Source organism: Amycolatopsis sp. NPDC054798 (assembly GCF_053611505.1).
The window spans coordinates 46,713-62,869 of the sequence record NZ_JBSHAM010000030.1; the positions used below are offsets into that span (position 1 = coordinate 46,713).

18 protein-coding genes are annotated in these 16,157 nt (G+C 65.9%); 13 read left to right on the top strand and 5 right to left on the bottom strand.

The features are described 5' to 3' along the window. Positions 1-104 precede the first annotated feature (104 nt). Together ACWGIC_RS20080 and ACWGIC_RS20085 are read right to left on the bottom strand one after the other, a co-directional pair. Positions 105-284 carry a hypothetical protein gene (locus ACWGIC_RS20080; protein ID WP_452077447.1) on the bottom strand — a complete coding sequence of 60 codons (180 nt, stop codon included), beginning with the start codon at positions 282-284 and terminating at the stop codon, positions 105-107. A 12-nt stretch (positions 285-296) separates the two neighbouring features. Continuing rightward, positions 297-470, bottom strand: a complete 174-nt coding sequence (locus ACWGIC_RS20085) for a hypothetical protein (protein ID WP_452077448.1) — start codon at positions 468-470, stop codon at positions 297-299. 814 nt (positions 471-1,284) lie between these two features. Here ACWGIC_RS20085 and ACWGIC_RS20090 point away from each other — a divergent pair. After that, positions 1,285-2,469 (top strand): 5-(carboxyamino)imidazole ribonucleotide synthase, encoded by a 1,185-nt coding sequence (locus ACWGIC_RS20090; RefSeq protein ID WP_452077449.1) that lies wholly within the window; start codon positions 1,285-1,287, stop codon positions 2,467-2,469. An 11-nt stretch (positions 2,470-2,480) separates the two neighbouring features. Then, positions 2,481-2,978 (top strand): 5-(carboxyamino)imidazole ribonucleotide mutase, encoded by a 498-nt coding sequence (gene purE, locus ACWGIC_RS20095; protein WP_037815998.1) that lies wholly within the window; start codon positions 2,481-2,483, stop codon positions 2,976-2,978. A gap of 45 nt (positions 2,979-3,023) precedes the next feature. Here purE and ACWGIC_RS20100 read toward each other — a convergent pair whose 3' ends face one another. After that, positions 3,024-4,697 carry a class I adenylate-forming enzyme family protein gene (locus tag ACWGIC_RS20100; RefSeq protein WP_452077450.1) on the bottom strand — a complete coding sequence of 558 codons (1,674 nt, stop codon included), beginning with the start codon at positions 4,695-4,697 and terminating at the stop codon, positions 3,024-3,026. Between the two features lie 120 nt (positions 4,698-4,817). Here ACWGIC_RS20100 and ACWGIC_RS20105 point away from each other — a divergent pair, with 120 nt between their 5' ends. From ACWGIC_RS20105 to ACWGIC_RS20150, 10 genes are all read left to right on the top strand, one after another. Beyond that, positions 4,818-5,975 carry an acyl-CoA dehydrogenase family protein gene (locus ACWGIC_RS20105; protein WP_452077451.1) on the top strand — a complete coding sequence of 386 codons (1,158 nt, stop codon included), beginning with the start codon at positions 4,818-4,820 and terminating at the stop codon, positions 5,973-5,975. 141 nt (positions 5,976-6,116) lie between these two features. Then, a complete protein-coding gene (locus ACWGIC_RS20110; RefSeq protein ID WP_452077452.1) occupies positions 6,117-6,755 on the top strand; it encodes a DUF3558 domain-containing protein in 639 nt (212 codons plus the stop codon). A 230-nt stretch (positions 6,756-6,985) separates the two neighbouring features. Further along, on the top strand, positions 6,986-7,216 hold the full coding sequence (locus tag ACWGIC_RS20115; RefSeq protein ID WP_452077453.1) for a hypothetical protein: 231 nt from the start codon (positions 6,986-6,988) through the stop codon (positions 7,214-7,216). 2 nt (positions 7,217-7,218) lie between these two features. Further along, complete coding sequence (locus tag ACWGIC_RS20120; RefSeq protein ID WP_452077495.1) at positions 7,219-7,854, top strand: DUF3558 domain-containing protein; 636 nt, start codon at positions 7,219-7,221, stop codon at positions 7,852-7,854. Between the two features lie 191 nt (positions 7,855-8,045). Beyond that, positions 8,046-8,516 (top strand): hypothetical protein, encoded by a 471-nt coding sequence (locus ACWGIC_RS20125; RefSeq protein ID WP_452077454.1) that lies wholly within the window; start codon positions 8,046-8,048, stop codon positions 8,514-8,516. Beyond that, a complete protein-coding gene (locus ACWGIC_RS20130; protein ID WP_452077455.1) occupies positions 8,516-9,157 on the top strand; it encodes a DUF3558 domain-containing protein in 642 nt (213 codons plus the stop codon). Before ACWGIC_RS20125 ends, ACWGIC_RS20130 begins: the two co-directional genes overlap by 1 nt. Positions 9,158-9,160: 3 nt before the next feature. Then, on the top strand, positions 9,161-10,606 hold the full coding sequence (locus ACWGIC_RS20135; protein WP_452077456.1) for a hypothetical protein: 1,446 nt from the start codon (positions 9,161-9,163) through the stop codon (positions 10,604-10,606). An 8-nt stretch (positions 10,607-10,614) separates the two neighbouring features. Continuing rightward, positions 10,615-11,349, top strand: a complete 735-nt coding sequence (locus ACWGIC_RS20140; RefSeq protein ID WP_452077457.1) for an ESX secretion-associated protein EspG — start codon at positions 10,615-10,617, stop codon at positions 11,347-11,349. Between the two features lie 75 nt (positions 11,350-11,424). Then, the gene (locus ACWGIC_RS20145; protein WP_452077458.1) at positions 11,425-12,354 is read left to right on the top strand and encodes an esterase/lipase family protein; all 930 of its coding nucleotides are present in this window, start codon (positions 11,425-11,427) and stop codon (positions 12,352-12,354) included. A gap of 84 nt (positions 12,355-12,438) precedes the next feature. Beyond that, positions 12,439-12,861 carry a hypothetical protein gene (locus ACWGIC_RS20150; protein ID WP_452077459.1) on the top strand — a complete coding sequence of 141 codons (423 nt, stop codon included), beginning with the start codon at positions 12,439-12,441 and terminating at the stop codon, positions 12,859-12,861. On the opposite strand, the gene ACWGIC_RS20155 is transcribed toward ACWGIC_RS20150, so the two are convergent. Then, a complete protein-coding gene (locus tag ACWGIC_RS20155; protein WP_452077460.1) occupies positions 12,797-14,701 on the bottom strand; it encodes a GTP-binding protein in 1,905 nt (634 codons plus the stop codon). The genes ACWGIC_RS20150 and ACWGIC_RS20155 overlap by 65 nt on opposite strands. A 271-nt stretch (positions 14,702-14,972) precedes the next feature. Here ACWGIC_RS20155 and ACWGIC_RS20160 point away from each other — a divergent pair, with 271 nt between their 5' ends. Further along, positions 14,973-15,401 carry a DoxX family protein gene (locus ACWGIC_RS20160; RefSeq protein ID WP_452077461.1) on the top strand — a complete coding sequence of 143 codons (429 nt, stop codon included), beginning with the start codon at positions 14,973-14,975 and terminating at the stop codon, positions 15,399-15,401. Between the two features lie 34 nt (positions 15,402-15,435). On the opposite strand, the gene ACWGIC_RS20165 is transcribed toward ACWGIC_RS20160, so the two are convergent. Then, the gene (locus ACWGIC_RS20165; protein ID WP_452077462.1) at positions 15,436-16,140 is read right to left on the bottom strand and encodes a TIGR03089 family protein; all 705 of its coding nucleotides are present in this window, start codon (positions 16,138-16,140) and stop codon (positions 15,436-15,438) included. Positions 16,141-16,157 lie beyond the last annotated feature (17 nt).

Consider the following 16,157-nt stretch of genomic DNA (forward strand, 5'->3'; position numbering starts at 1 on the left):
CTGTCTGGATCGCGGTGGTTACGCGGCCGTCCGGAGCCTTGGTTCGCGGACGGGCACGGCCATCGTTCTGATCCGGATTCGGACAGATCAACCGAATAGTGAGCCTATTGCTCCGCCGACCCGCCGTAAAAATCGCCCAGCGCGGTGCGGGTGTACTGGATGAGCAGATCGGCGTGCGCGAAGTCATCCGGAAGGCAAGCGCGGGCCGCGGTGAGCAACTCGTCGAACCGGAGTGGCGGGGTGACGGTCTTTGCGAGTGGGTGCCGCTCGCGGAGCTGCTTCATCAGCTCGGCGAGCTAGATGACGGCTGCGTTCGAATCGGTGCTCCAGCGCCAGGCGAGGACGTCGCCGAATCCTTCGGGAAAGGCGAGCGGGCGGGGTTCTCCGGTGAGCATTCCGGTGGCTACCCCGGGGAGGCTGGCTTGACGGAGGGCGTGCAGAACCGGGCGGGGGAGAGTGACGGAGTCCATCCGGCCATCCTGCTGCAGCGGGACGGTTTGGGGTGGGGTTTCGGTGGTGGGGTGTCCACTTGAGATCGGTCTGGGTTGTTGCTGTGGCGCTTCTGCCAGGCCAGTTTGGCGGAAGCGGGCGCGGCGGGGTGCCCGGCTAGGCCGATTCGCCGGAATTGCGTGCCGTGACAGGGGGTTCGGCCGACCCTGTTCGGTGAGCGCAGGTGTGCCGACTGAACTCGGCTGGGCTCGCTCGCGCTGGTCCGAGCCCCTGCTAGCCGGTCGTTTTCACCGCGCTTCTCCCCGCCGGTTTCGGTTAGACGCGAGATTCTCGCGGCCAACATCTGGCCGCTCCTGCGGAACGTGCGCGCTGCCCCAGTCGGTTCCGCTAAGCCGCGCCCGGCCGACCCCAGGCCACCTCGACCCCGCCCAGCCGTCCCGCCCGCGTCAAGTGCCCGTGCCAGCCTGAGTCTGTAAGTGCCAGTGCCCGCCTGAGTCTGGCCGTCCCCGCGCGCCCGCCTTCGCGCTGCCGCCCGCAGCCCCACCTGCGCCCCCGCCTGACTGTCCCGGCAGTCCCCGGCCGAGCTTGCCCCGTCCGCACGACCTGCCTTGCCCGGCCGACCCTGCCCCGCCCGCCCGCGCGACCCTGCCCGCCCGGCTGACCCTGCCCCGCCCGCGCCGGTGTTCCTATCCGGCCGACCCAGCCACCCCCGCCCCCGCCAACTCAGCCACCCCCACCCATCCAGACCCCCGCCCCCCACCCCACCCACCCGGCCGCCTCCGCCGCAGGTCGCCGGTGGTCCGCCAGTTCTCGCCCAGTAACCTGGGCGGCGTTATGGACAAACGAACCGGTCTTCCCATCGTCGGCATGGTGGGCGGCGGGCAGCTCGCCCGCATGACGCAGCAGGCGGCGATTTCCCTCGGCCAGTCGCTGAAGGTGCTCGCGGCCGACGAGGGCGACGCGGCGGCCCTCGTCGCCAGCGACGTCGTCATCGGCCACCACACTGACCTCGACGCGCTGATCGACTTCGCCCGCCAGGTCGACGTCGTCACCTTCGACCACGAGCACGTGCCCGGCGAGCACCTGCTCACCCTCGCCACCGAGGGTTTCGTCGTCCGCCCCGCGCCCACCGCGCTCGGGTTCGCGCAGAACAAGCTCGTGATGCGCGAGATGATGGCCGGTCTCGGCGTGCCCGGTCCCGCCTTCGCTGAAGTGTCCAAAGTGGACGACGTGGTGGCGTTCGGCGGCGAGCACGGCTGGCCGGTGGTGCTGAAGGCGTCGCGCGGCGGATACGACGGCCGGGGTGTCTGGATGCTCGACACCGCGCAGCAGGCCCGCGAGACCGTTCCCGAACTCCTCGAAGCCGGCACCGAGCTGCTGGTCGAGGAAAAGGTCGCGATGAAGCGCGAACTGTCCGCGCTGGTCGCGCGCTCCCCGTTCGGTCAGGGCGCGGCGTACCCGGTGGTCGAGACCGTGCAGACGAACGGGATCAACACCGAGGTCCTCGCCCCGGCACCGGGGCTGGCCGAATCGCGCGTGCACGAGGCGCAGGAGCTGGCGCTGCGCATCGCGTCGACGCTCGACGTGACCGGCTTGCTTGCGGTCGAGCTGTTCGAGACCGAGACCGGCCTGCTGGTCAACGAGCTGGCGATGCGTCCGCACAACTCCGGCCACTGGACCATGGACGGCTCGCGCACCTCGCAGTTCGAGCAGCACCTGCGCGGCGTCCTGGACTACCCGCTCGGCCGCACCGACCTGATCGCACCCGCGTGCGTGATGGCGAACGTGCTCGGCGCGGACGTCTCGCCGCAGATGAGCCCGGACGAACGGGTGCACCACCTGTTCGCGCGGTTCCCCGAGGTGAAAATCCACCTCTACGGCAAACAGGACCGCCCCGGCCGCAAGCTCGGGCACGTCAACTTCGTCGGCGACCGCATGGACGACCTGCGCAATCGCGCGCTGTTGTCCGCGCACTGGCTGTCCCACGCCGTCTGGCTCGACGGCTACGAGATCCACTGAAGGGGAACACAATGGCGCCGCAGGTGGGCGTGATCATGGGCAGCGACTCCGACTGGCCGGTGATGGAGGCTGCGGGACAAGCGCTGGACGAGTTCGGCGTCGAGTACGAGGTCGGCGTCTACTCGGCGCACCGCACCCCGCAGCGGATGCTGGACTACGCGAAGTCCGCGGCCGATCGGGGCATCCGCGCGATCATCGCGGGCGCGGGCGGTGCCGCGCACCTGCCGGGCATGGTCGCGTCGGCGACGGTGCTGCCGGTCATCGGGGTGCCGGTTCCGCTGAAGTACCTGGACGGCATGGACTCGCTGCTGTCGATCGTGCAGATGCCGGCAGGCATCCCGGTCGCGACGGTGTCCGTCGGAGGAGCACGCAACGCCGGTCTCCTCGCGGTCCGCATCCTCGCCGCCGCTGACCTGCAGTTGCAGGCGAAACTGACGCAGTTCCAGGAGGACCTGGAGCAGCTGGTGCTCGACAAGGACGCCAAGCTCCGCGAAAAAGCAGGCAAGTAGGGCGCGGAGGCCGGTCCGGAACCGGCCTCCGCCCGCACCGCCCGCTCACGCTGGGTCGGGAAGCTGCTTTCGCAGTTCGCGCTTCAGCACCTTGCCCGCCGCCGACACCGGGATTTCGGCCACGAAATGCAGTTCCCGCAAGCGTTTGTACGGCAGCACCTTCTCGTTCACCGCCGCCATCAGCTGCTCCGCGTCCACTGAGGAATCCGGCTTCCGCACCACGAACGCCACTGGCAGCTCTCCGACCTCCGGACTCGGCCGTCCGACCACCGCCGCGGACAGCACGCCCGGCGACGCGCTCAGCAGCTCCTCCAGTTCGCGCGGAAAGACGTTGTACCCCTTGTACAGCAACATGTCCTTCTTGCGATCCACAATGGACAGATAGCCGTCCTCGTCGAGAACGCCGATGTCGCCGGTATGCAGCCACCCGTCGACCAGCGCGGCAGCGGTCTCTTCCGGACGGTTCCGGTACCCGCGCATCACCTGCGGTCCGCGCAAGCACACCTCGCCCTCCTGCCCGGGTGGCAACGGCTCCTCGCTGCCGTCCGCGACGAGCTTGACCTCGGTGTCGAAAATCGGCCCGCCGACCGAGCCGACCTTGCGCACGCCGGACCGGTAACTCGGCGAGATCACCGCACCCATCGTCACCTCGGTGAGCCCGTATCCCTCGGCGATCACGACGTCAGGGAACCGCTCGTGCAGCGCACGGATCATCTCGTGGCTCATCGGCGCGGCGCCGGAGCCGATGTTGCGCACTGACGACAGGTCAGCGGTGTGGAACTCCGGTGTCGCCAGCAGCGCCGCGAACAGCGCGGGCGCGCCGCCGATGGTCGTGACCCGCAGACGTTCCGCGTCCGCGACGTACGCCGCCGGGTCGAACCTGGCATGCAGCACAGTCGTGCCGCCGCCCATCAACGGACCGTTGAGGCCCGCGATCACGCCCATCGCGTGAAACCACGGCGTCAGGTTGATCGCGGTGCCGGTGCCAAGCCGGGTGGGCCATTCGTCCGGGCTGCCGATCTGGTCGATCGTCAGGTCGCCGTTCGCGTCGAGCGCCGGTACTGAACCGGTCGACCAGCAAGTGTGCTGCAACGTGTTCGTGACGACGTTGCGGTGGGTGAGTTCGACACCCTTGGACCGTCCGGTCGTGCCGCCCGTATAGGCGAGATGAGCGAGGTCGCGGTCCACATCGATCGCCACGTCTGGCCTGGTCGCAGGCTGGTCAGCGAAGAACTCGCGGAATTCCACGCTCCCCTCGCCGAGCTCGCCGGTGGGCGCGACGACGATCGTGAGCCGCGCCGGAATCCGGTCGGCGACCGCCGCGAGCGTGCCCGCGACCGGCCCGAACGTCACCACCGCGGCGGCACCGCAGTCGGTGAGCTGAAAGGCGAGGTCGTCTGGCGGAAGCAGCGGGTTCGTCGGACTGAACGTCGCCCCCGTCAGCAGGATGCCGTGGTAGGCGATCGGATACGCGAGACAGTTCGGCAGATGCACGGCGACCACGTCGCCCCGGCCGATGCCGCGGGCCAGCAACGCCTGGGCGAACCGGCAGGCGGCTTGCCAGGTCTGCGAGAACGTGAGCTGGTCGTCGTCCATAGCGAACGCGACTCGGTCACCGTAGCGCGTTGCGGCGCCGGCGAGTATCGAACCGATCGGCACCTGCGGGTAGTCAAGGGAAGCGGGCAATCCGGGCGGCGGGGTCGACGCAGTGGCAGCCATCACTTGACCATACGAACGGTGAGGCCGAGGACACAAGCAGCGAGCTGCCGCGCTCGGAGTGAACGCGGGCTAACATCGAGGGACTTTCTCCCGTTTTCGCTGTAGAAGAGGTGACTGAAGGTGGCCGAGGGCCTTTATCAGCTGGCCGAAGAGCACGAGGAGCTGCGGGCCGCGGTCCGGGCCCTGGCCGAAAAGGAGATCGCGCCGTACGCGGCGGAGGTCGACGAGCAGGAGCGCTACCCGGTCGAGGCCAACGAAGCGCTCATCAAGGCAGGTTTCAACGCCGTCCACATCGGCGAGGAGTACGAAGGCCAAGGTGCCGACGCCATCGGCGCGTGCATCGTGATCGAGGAAGTCGCCCGCGTCGACGCCTCCGCCTCGCTGATCCCGGCAGTCAACAAGCTGGGCACCCAGCCGATCATCCTGTCCGGTTCGGAAGAGCTGAAGAAGCTGGTCCTGCCGTCGATCGCGTCCGGCGAAGCCTCGGCGTCGTACGCGCTGTCGGAGCGTGAAGCAGGCTCGGACACCGCGTCAATGCGCACTCGCGCCCGCCTCGACGGCGACCACTGGGTCCTCAACGGCACGAAGTGCTGGATCACCAACGCCGGCGAATCGTCGTGGTACACGGTGATGGCCGTAACCGACCCGAACGCGGAAAAGAAGGCCAACGGCATTTCCGCCTTCGTCGTGCACAAGGACGACCCAGGCTTCTCGGTGGGCCCGAAGGAAAAGAAACTGGGCATCAAGGGTTCCCCGACCCGCGAGATCTACTTCGAAAACTGCACCATCCCCGCCGACCGCATCATCGGCGAACCAGGCACCGGCCTGAAAACCGCCCTGCGCACCCTGGACCACACCCGCCCGACAATCGGCGCGCAGGCGCTAGGAATCGCACAAGGCGCCCTGGACGCAGCCGTCGCTTACGTCAAGGAACGCAAACAGTTCGGCAAGGCAATCGCCGATTTCCAGGGAATCCAGTTCATGCTGGCCGACATGGGAACGAAAATCGAAGCCGCCCGCCACCTGGTATACGCCTCCGCAGCCTCCTCCGAACGCGGCGACAAACGAGCCAGCTTCACCGCGTCGGCAGCCAAGGCCTACGCATCCGACGTCGCAATGTCGGTGACGACAGATGCGGTGCAACTGTTCGGCGGCGCGGGCTACACGCGTGACTTCCCGGTGGAGCGGATGATGCGGGACGCGAAGATCACGCAGATTTATGAAGGCACGAACCAGATCCAGAAGGTCGTGATGGCCCGGGCTCTGCTGAAGGGCTGAGTTCTCGGTAGCTCACCGAAGAGCCCCACTGCCCGGATCGGGTGGTGGGGCTCTTTTTATGCCCGAACTCGCTGTCTGTGAGCGAGTGCCTGGCTACAGTTGCGGCTGGGAGACTGCGGAGTCGTAGGGGGAGATCGTCGGATGAAGGTGCGTTTCGCAAGCGTGGCTGCTGTCGCGGCGGTGGGGGCCACGTTCGTAGCGGGGTGTTCCGGTGGCTCTGTGCCCACCTCGGACACTGGCGCGATGAGTCCCTTGCCGTCGGCTGCCGGGAAGACATTGCCGTACGCGGGCGCGCCGAAGGTTGAGCATCCGCTGCCAGAGTCCGTGTTGTCGACGCATCCGTGCGACAGTGCACTCACTCCGGATCAAGTGGGCGAGGCTCTTTCGAAAATACCGCGTGGAGAGCATGACGACAAGCCGGAGCTCGGTGCGCAGTGTCATTGGACTAACAGTGATGTCGGTGCGGGTGTGAGTGTGATTTACGTTACCAAGGTGTCGGACGGGTTGAGTGCGGTTTATGCAAATACGAAGCCCCAATCCACGGTATGGCATCCTCTTTCGTCTATGCAGGGACTTCCGGCGGTCGCGCATTCGACATATAGTACTGAAGGGTCGAAATCATTTTGTCAGGTAAGTGTTGGAATTAGTGACAAGTATACCGTCGGTGTTTCGGTTAACCTCAGTCCGGCGAAAGTTGGCTCGCGACAGGACCCGTGCTCTGCTGCAGTGCAGGTCGCGGGCATGGTTATCACTAATTTGAAGCGGAAGTCTGGCGCGTGATCGCTGGTTTCTCCAACTGTGTGGCTAAGCCGAACTTTTCCTGCGGTGGCTCGGGCGCGCGTGTATATGAGTATTTGCGCGACGAGGTGAGGTGAAGTTTTTAATTATCTTGCTGTGAATAGTTAGCTGCAGTGAACTGTCGAGGGCTGGTCGAGAGGTGGCCTGCGGTGGATGTGAGGGCGGGGATGCCCAAGGGCGGTCTAGGGAGGCGCTGCCGGGGCACGGGGGTCGTGGTCGCCTTGAGCGCCGGTGAAGCACGCTCGCTCCTGGTGCGCCCGAAGCGTGAGATCAACGCTGTCGCAGCTGGTAAAGGATTTCTGGGCGAATTCTCTCAGAATATTACGGCGCTGATTGGACGATTGGAGAAGAAATTGAGCATTTTTGGAAAATCGGACAATCAGGTGGCCGCAGATGTGAAAGCTGTCGGTGGCTGTGATCAGGAAAAAGGATTCGTCGGATGAGGATGCGGTTCTCGGTATCGGTTGTTAGTGTCGCGACTGCTGTGCTGCTGGCGGGGTGCTCTGGTGGTTCGACATCGAGTCCGACGCCTGGTGTGACGAGTGCTCCGGCTTCGTCATCGGCAACGGGGAAGACCTTGCCGTATGCGGGTGCTCCAAAAGTAGAGCACCCAATGCCGGATTCGGTGCTCTCGGTGCATCCGTGTGATGGCGCGCTCACGCTGGAGCAGGTGAAAACTCTTCTCGGGAAGCCGGTGCAGGGTGAGCATGCCGACAATCCGGCAATTGGCGCGGAGTGTCACTGGCCCAACAATGACTCTGGCTCATTGGTCACCGTGATTTACTCGACGGAGGTGGCTGATGGGCTGAGTGCGTCCTATGCGAACACGAGGCCGCAGGCACCAGTGTGGCGTCCGCTTTCCCCTATCCAGGGACTTCCGGCCGTAGCTGCTTCAGTTTACAAGCTGCAGGCAACGACCAAGGCATTCTGCCAGGTGATTGTTGGTATAAGCGACCAGAAAACGGTTGATGTGTCAGTCACGCTCGGTGATTCCAAGGTGGGCAAGAAAGATCCGTGCGATGTGGCGGCGATCGTTGCGGACATGGTCGTCACCAATCTGAGGCAGAAGGCAGGTAGATGATGCGCCGAGACTCGCCCGCGTTGCTGATGCCGCGGTGCGGTGGCCTGTTCGGTGCAAGTGCGCAGTGGGGTGAGTTTGCCTGTTTCTGCTGTTCTGCTGTGAGCAGTTGGTTACAGTGACCTCCGGAGGGGTCTCACTCAAGGCTGAGTGCCTGGTTGTGGGGCGGTGTGGCGGTGCAGGGGAGGGCGGACATGGCTGAAGGCGACCCGGGGAACACGATAGAAACGACGGGGTGGCTGACCGGGCTGCCGATTACTGTCGTGGGTGCGGCGATGAACGTGGCTCAGGGGGTGTCGGACGCTGCTGCGGTGGCGTCTGCCACGAAGGCGGGGGCCGGGTTCACTTTGAGCCCAGATGAAGCGCGTTCGCTGCTCGAGCGGGCGAAGCGGCTCCGCGACAACGCGGGGGCGATGCGTGCGGAGGCCATGTCGCTGACCCAGCTAACGCCGCCGGCGCAGGACCCGGGCAGCACTGGATTCAATCAGCAGGCGGTCAACGCTTTTACGGCTGGCAGGGACGCGAACGAGCGTATGTACCAGTACATGACGGAGCTGATCGATCGTCTGGAGAAGGCGATGGGCATTGTTGGCGAGTCGGATGGCCACGCAGCTACGGATGTAAAGGCTGTCGGGAACAGCGGCGAAGACAAGGGAATGATTTGATGAAGGTGAAGTTCACCTCGCTCTCTGCAGGGATTGCAGCGACCGTTGTTTTAGCCGCTGGTTGTTCTGGTGGTTCGACGCCGAATCCGCCTCCTGTTTCGCCTGATGCCCCGGCTTCTTCGTCGGCTGCTGGAAAAACCTTGCCGTATGCAGGTGCGCCCAAGGTCGAGAATCCCCTGCCGGATTCAGTGCTATCGACGCATCCGTGTGACAGCGCGTTCACGTCGGAGCAGGTGAGTAAGGTGCTGGGGAAAGCGATACAAGGGAAGCATGCTGATAACGCTTCTCTCGGTGCGCAGTGTCATTGGGTTAATAGCGATTCTGGTGCCATCTTAACCGCCTTGTATGTGACAAAAATTTCTGACGGTTTGAGTGCGGTATACGCAAATTCGAAGCCGCAGTCTACGGTGTGGCGTCCGCTTCCTTCGGTGCAAGGGTTTCCAGCTGTGGCGCATTCTGCATATGGGCCACAGGGAGACAAGTCATTCTGTCAAGTCAGTATTGGGATCAGTGATCAGCATGATGTCGATGTGTCCGTTACTTTGAGCCCCTCGAAGGTTGGCACGACGAACCCGTGTGATGTTACTGCTCAGATATCGGGCATGGTCGTCACCAATCTGAAGCAAAAGGCAGGTGCATGACCGATGGGGTTCTTCGACTTCATCGGCGAAGGCGCCAAGTGGATCGGCGACCGGATCGACGACGCGGATCACTGGGTCAACGACCGGCTCAAGGACGCCGGCGGGTGGTTTTCCGATTTCTACCACGGAAACCTCGGTGATCAGGCCCTTCCGGCTCCGGCGATTGTGCAGCAGGTTCAGCAAGGGCCTGGCACCTCATCGTGGGATAGCGGTAGTTCTACGGTTCAGAAGATGATCCAGGAACACAATCAGAACAGCGACGATGCGCAGCAGATCACCACGATGCTGGAATCTGTCTGGACCGGCGACGGCGCTGATGCGGCTCGGGCGCGGTTAAGACCATTGTCCGATGCGTCTTCTACCTCAGCACAGGCGTACGTGGTCAATGGACAGAAGCTGGTCGACACCACGCACGGCTATAACGACATGAAGATCGCGTTGCAGGCGATGCCTCCGGTGCCTCCGCACAAAAATCTCTGGGACCAGGGGACTCCTTGGGACACCGACACCGAGAAGCAGATCAACGAGTACAACGCTGCCGCTAATCACAACGTTGAGCGATATCAGAAGTATGCGGATCAGGCCAAGACCAACGGCCAGGGGCTGAACAGCAATTACGGTCAGGTTTCCGGATTCGACGGGCAGAATCTCAAGATCGACTCTGGTGGCGATCCTGCCACGGGCAAGAACGGGTCGCACGAGAAGGCTTATCGCGGGCCGGGGCAGGATTCTGGTGGGACCGGGAGCGGGCCGGGGGTCAGTGGCGGGGTCGGGAGCGGCCCGGGAAGCTGGCCGGGTGCTGGTGGCCCTGGGGTCAGTGGGCCGGGAGCGTTCCACTCCGGGGGCCCAGGGGGCACAGGGAATGTCACCTCGCCGCCGGGTGGGGTGTCGCCGGGATATCACCCGCCGGGGTATCGCCCGGGCGACCACGACGGCACTTCGACGTCCGGATGGACACCGCCGTCGGTTGATCGCGTAGGGGGATCGAATTGGACCCCTCCGGCACCGACCTCCGTGGGTACCGGGGGCGGTAGTAACAACAGCACCTGGACCCCGAGCGGGTTTGGGCCGCTCGGCGGTGGCGGCAGCGGCGTTGGAGGCGAGTCCGGAACCGGCGGGCGCAGTGGAGGGATCGCGGCGCGGCTTGGTGGCGGCGCAGGCGTAGGGGCAGGTGCGGGCGTAGGCGCGGGCGAAGAAGGCGGGGCCCGCGGAACAGCAGGAGCAGCAGCAGGAGCGGCCGCGGGCAAGGGCGCGGCGGGAGCCAAGGGCGCACCCGGAATGGGCGGCATGGCCGGCGGCGGCAAAGGCAAAGGCGAAGAAGACAAAGAACACCAGCGCAAGTACGGAATCGAGGACGACTCCGCGTTCTCTCTCGTCGACGAGAACGGCGAGCGGGCCCTCGACCCCCGGACTGGGCTGCCTCCGACGCCCCCGACGATTGGTGGTTGAGGGGCTCGATGACGATCATCGACAGGCCGTTGCGGATGCCGCGGCCGGTGTTCTTGGCGCTTTGGCACGGGGAGAACCTCGGGAAAGCACCGGTGGTGGTTGAGGACATCCCGATGTACCTGACCGAGGAGGGCGCGGCCGAGCGGGCGAAGCGGACGCGGGATCTTCTCAAAGAGCTTGGCGAAACGGCGGAGGCGTTGCGGGGCACGCTCAAGCTGCTCGCCACCGCCCGGCATGAGGTGTACGGGTGGACTGACTTCGGCACTCATCAGGAGGACAACGGGGCGATTCTCGTCGCCGCGACGGGGCGGGAAGCCGTCCGGTTGATCGCTGACGCTGAGTTCGTGCAGCTCGATCCGGTGCGGCCGGACGAGCTGGCGGCCTGTCTGGTCATGGCGATGCCGGAATGCCCGCCGGCGGCGGTGCGGGTGATGCAGGTCAGCCGGGAGTACTACGACAACGGCGGGGCGGATCCGCTGGCGGAGGAAGGCGGCGAGGCGGACGAGCTGCGGTACCTGATGCGGGCTCCCCGGGACGCGGTGCATCAGTTGCACGCCGCGGTCCGGGACGATCGCGGGGAGCGCAGGTACAGTTCGCCGCTGTCGGTGATCGATCTCAGCGGGCGCGGGCGGGTGTTGAGCTTTCAGAGCACCCGCGGCGGCGAGGCGCGGATCAGTGTCTACCCGGGGAATCGGGCGTCCTTGATCGATGCGGTGAACCGTACGCTCGCCAGCCTGCGATAAAAACTAGTAACCGCGTTTCCCTTTCTCGTGTTCCGCGTTAACCAATGCGTCGGGTTCACAGAGAGGTGAAACGGAATGGGCGTACGCGCGTTCGGACGGGGCATGGTCCTCCTGGCGGCGACGGTGGTCGCGCTTGGCGGCGGCACTGCGGTGGCCTCCACCGGGAAAGAACCTACTGGTCCGGTGCAGCCGAACATCATCGCCGCGGCGATCTACTCGGTCGGGCAGCCGACGATCGCGCCGCCGGGGGCCAACGACTGGAACTGCAAACCTTCCGCGGAGCATCCGAACCCGGTGTTGCTGTCCAATGGCACCACGGCCAACGCGTACGAGAACTGGGCGAATCTGTCCCAGCGGCTCGCCGACGAGGGATACTGCGTGTTCGCGGGGAACTTCGGCGGATCGCCGGGGGCTTTCCTGCAAACAGTGGGGCCGGTGGCGGGGACCGCGGGGCAGCTCGCGACCTTCGGGGACAAGATTCTCCAGGCCACCGGGGCCTCGAAACTCGACATTGTCGGGCATTCGCAGGGCGGGATGAACCCGCGCTACTGGATCAAGTACCTCGGCGGCGCGAGCAAGATCGGCAAGCTGATCGGGCTGTCACCGTCCAATTACGGCACCAGCCTGTTCGGTCTGCTGACCGCCATCCAGGCGATCCCGCCTGCCCGCGACATCCTCGGCATCCCCTGCCCGGCCTGCAACGAGCAGTCCACCGGCTCGGCGTTCCTCAAAGATCTCAACGCCGGCGGCGACACGGTCCCGGGCGTCGACTACACGGTCATCCAGACCAGGTACGACGACGTTGTCACGCCGTACACCAACGCCTTCCTCAAGCCCGCGCCCAACGTGAAAAACCTCGTCCTCCAGGACGTCTGCGGGCTCGACTACACCGACCACCTCGGCATCACCTACGACCCGATCGCGCAGCGCGAGGTGCTCAACGCGCTCGACCCGCAGAACGCGAAAAAACCCAACTGCGTGTTCGTGCCCCCGGTGATCAGCTGAGATACCCCCGCCGCGGGGTATAAACGCGAACACTTTCGCCGACTTGGTTGTGCGGGCTCCAGCCGCGATGTCACAGTCGGTGACATGTTCTGGCTGCTCCCCGACACCTGGACGCCGCACGACGAGGCCGAGCTGGTCGCCGGATGGCGGCTGTGGCTCGAGCTGAGCGACCGCGCGTGGCCCACCGCGTCGTGGGACGGCACCCCGTCCGGCGCGGTGGGCCCGTTGCGCGAACTGCTCGACGCGTGCGACGAAATCGAGAGCACGTGCCGGGAAACGGCCGAGCCGTCCGCGGAGTTCGCGGACATCGTCCAGCCGCTGGTGTTGTGCGCGAGCGCGGTCATCTGCCTGTGGTGGGACGACCACGCCCCGCTCGACTCCACCCGCGCGAAGGCGCTCCACGAGGACCTGCGCCGGTTCTCAGCCCTCGCGGAGCGCGTTCTCACGCTGTTGTCCGCCCACGGCGGCTGGACGGAACTCGACGTGGCCCGCCGCCACCCGGCTTGAGCCGGTATTCGGCGAAACTGGCGACGAACGTGCCCTCGCCTTGGGTGAGCGCGGGCAACGCCTGTTCCAGCTCGTGCGCGGAAGCGGCCGGGAGATTACCGTCCACAGTGCACCGATCGCCGGTGATTACTGGTTCGCCGGGCACTGCGCGCAGTTCGATGAGTTTGCGCAGTACGGCGCTGAGCGCGGAAGCGGGTGCTTCGAGTTCGAACGCGTGCACCGGTTCGTACACCCGAGTTCCGGCCTGGCGAAGGGCTTCCTGCAGCACTAGCCGGGTCATGCCGCGGAAATCTCCGGCGGTGCTGGCCGGCGGATAGAACGCGGTATCGGTGAGGGTGACCACGCAGTCGATCAGCTCCCGGCCGTGCAAGCCTTCGCGCAGGACCTCGTACACGGTGTCCTCAACGGCTTTGTGGAAAGACAACGGCAGCGAACCGAGTTCAACTTCCAGGCGGTAGTCGGTGCCGGAGCCCGGCAGGCCCGGCTCGACGCGAAGACCGACGGTGGCCCAGAAGAACACGCGCTCGTCTGGGGCGGGGTGGCGCACGCGGTGTCCAGTCCCGTGTAGACGTTCAACCAGCAGTGGGCGCGATTCCTCGAATTCGGCGGCGATGTCGAACTCTTCGGCGAGCGTTGTGCGGATTACTTCCTTCTGCACTTCGCCGTACAAGCGGACGGTGATTTCTTGGTCCTGTCGGCGGATGCTGATCAGAGGGTCCTGTTCGGACAGTCGAGTCAGCGCGGTGTACAGCGCGCTGGTCTGGTCTGGATCGACCGGGTACACCAGCGTTTCCAGGCTCGGCGGTGCGAAGAACCGGTCCTGGGAAAGGTCGGCGTTTTCGCCAAGGCGGTCGCCGATCCGGATCTCCGGCAAACCCCAGACGCGAGCGACATCTCCGGCCATAGCCTCGCCGGACACCGGGGTCGCGCCGTGTTCGAAAACTCGCACGGCGGACGGGCGGCCGACGCTCTCCTCGCCGAAACGTCGGAAGGTCACCGGTCGGCGCGCCGCCAGAGAGCCGGAAAACATGCGCACGTAAGCGATCTTCTCGCCGGAACGGCCGCGTTCGATCTTGAAGACAGTGGCGTCGAGAGGACCGTCCGCGCGGCGTTCGCGGGACGGTAGCAGCTCGTAAACCCCAGCGATGAGGTCGCGAACGCCAGCTCCGGTAACTGCTGAACCGAAGAAGACCGGATACGCCGAGGCGGAGGCGACCTGACGTACCAACGCTTTTCGGTAGTCCGTTGAGGACGCTGTACCGGCCACATAGGACTCCAGGAAGGCGTCGTCTCCGGCCAGTGCGTCGGCTAGGCGTTCGTCGAAGGGAAGTGGCGTCGGGCGAGCGTCCGCGGTGCCGATCCCGGTGACTGTGCTCATCGCGACACATTGCGGGGAAAGCTTGGTGCGCAAGGATTCCAGCAATGAGGCTTCGCGAGCACCGGTGCGGTCGATCTTGTTCACGAACACGAGCACTGGAATGCCGAGCCGGACGAGCGTGCGCATCAACACGCGGGTCTGGGCTTGCACCCCTTCCACTGCGGACACCACGAGCACCGCGCCGTCGAGCACGCCGACGGCGCGTTCGACCTCCGCGATGAAATCCGGGTGGCCGGGGGTGTCCACGAGGCTGAGCCGGTGGCCGGGCGTGCTGACCGCCACGACGGCGGACTTGATGGTGATGCCGCGCCGGCGTTCGAGTTCGAGCGAATCGGTCTGGGTGTCGCCGTCGTCGACTCGGCCGGCGTGGTCGATCACGCCGGTCTCGAACAGCAGACGTTCGGTGAGGCTGGTTTTACCTGCGTCGATGTGCGCCAGGATGCCGATGGTCAGTGCTTTCATGCGTGCGGAGATCCTCAGATGCGGGGGACAGGCCGAACTGGGGTCGATCGGACTGTCGGCGCATCGGGGCTCCTCGCAGGTAGAGAACACGGCCGCGAGCAGCACACACCCGCGGTTATCGGCACGGTAGCGCCGCACCGGCCGCGGTGTACAGCGAGTTTTCGGTGCCTGTCGGTTTCCTGTCGATCACTCGCTGACATCCCCGCGGCGGTGTTCGGTGCCCTACCGTGGGCCGGGTCAGTTGAATTTTCACCTATCGGGAGCTGTCTCCATGTTGACTCGAGTCAAGGACGTCGCGCTGCTGCTCGGCCGGATCGGCATCGCGGTGGTGTTCTTCGCCCACGGCCTGCAGAAATGGGACAGCGGCGTCGGGGCGACCGCTGACATGTTCAGCCAGATCGGCATCCCGCTGCCGAGCGTCGCCGCGTTCCTCGTGATCGTGCTCGAACTGCTCGGTTCGATCGCGTTCGTCGTGGGCTTCCTGCTGCCGGTGGTCGCCATCGGCTACGCGATCAACATGGCCGGCGCGCTGATCTCGGTGCACGCGGCGCACGGCCTCACCGGCGAAGGCGGCTACGAACTGGTGCTGGTGCTCGGCCTCACCGCGCTGGCGCTGGGCTTCAACGGCGGGCGGCTGTCGCTGGACCACGTGCTGTTCCGGCGTCGCCGCGAGGGTTCGGCCGAGCTGCAGACGGCCTGATCTTCGCAGTGAGTGCTGACAACGAGGTCAGCACTCACGTGGTCAGGTCGGCAGTGGTGCGCTCGGCCTCGCGGCGGGCGGAGAGCTTCGCCGGGTCGGCGTTCGTCACCTGGACCAGGTGCGCGCTGGCGGCGAGCGGGACGAGCAGACCGTCCAGTACGCCGTCCGGCACCGTCCAGTCCATCGTGGACAACACCCGGTCGGCCGCGGTCAGGCCAAGTTTTGCCGCCCGGGCAGTGGCTTCCGCCCACACTTCGTCCACAGTGGAGGAACCGAGCGCCGGGGTGTCCCCAGGCGTCGGCTGCATCGGGACGAACTGGTCGCCGGACATCCGGGCCTCGGCGAGGTAGTCGAGCGCTCCACCGGACGGTGGCGTCGAGAGACCGCGGCCCATCGGGTCGAGCGACACCACCGCGACGGCCGGGGCGTCGACCTCCTCGTCCGGGCTGGTGAACACCACCCGCGCGCCGTCCGGCTCCGCGACCACGCGGGCCCCGCACCACCACGCGCCGAGCAGCACGCCCGCTGTCTGCCAGTGCGCGGGCAACCGCACCGCGACGGAGTCGCCTGGCTCCACGTCGAACTCGTCGACCAGCCAGTTCGCCGTTTTCGCGGCCCAGTTCTGCATCGTCGCCACGGACAGCTCGACCCGGCTGCCGAGCCGGTCGTCGTAGTGCGTGATCAGCGGTTTCGCCGGCGAGGCCAGGAGCGGACGCAGCAGCTGCTCGGTGAGGCTCATGCTCCCCAGGCTAGTCG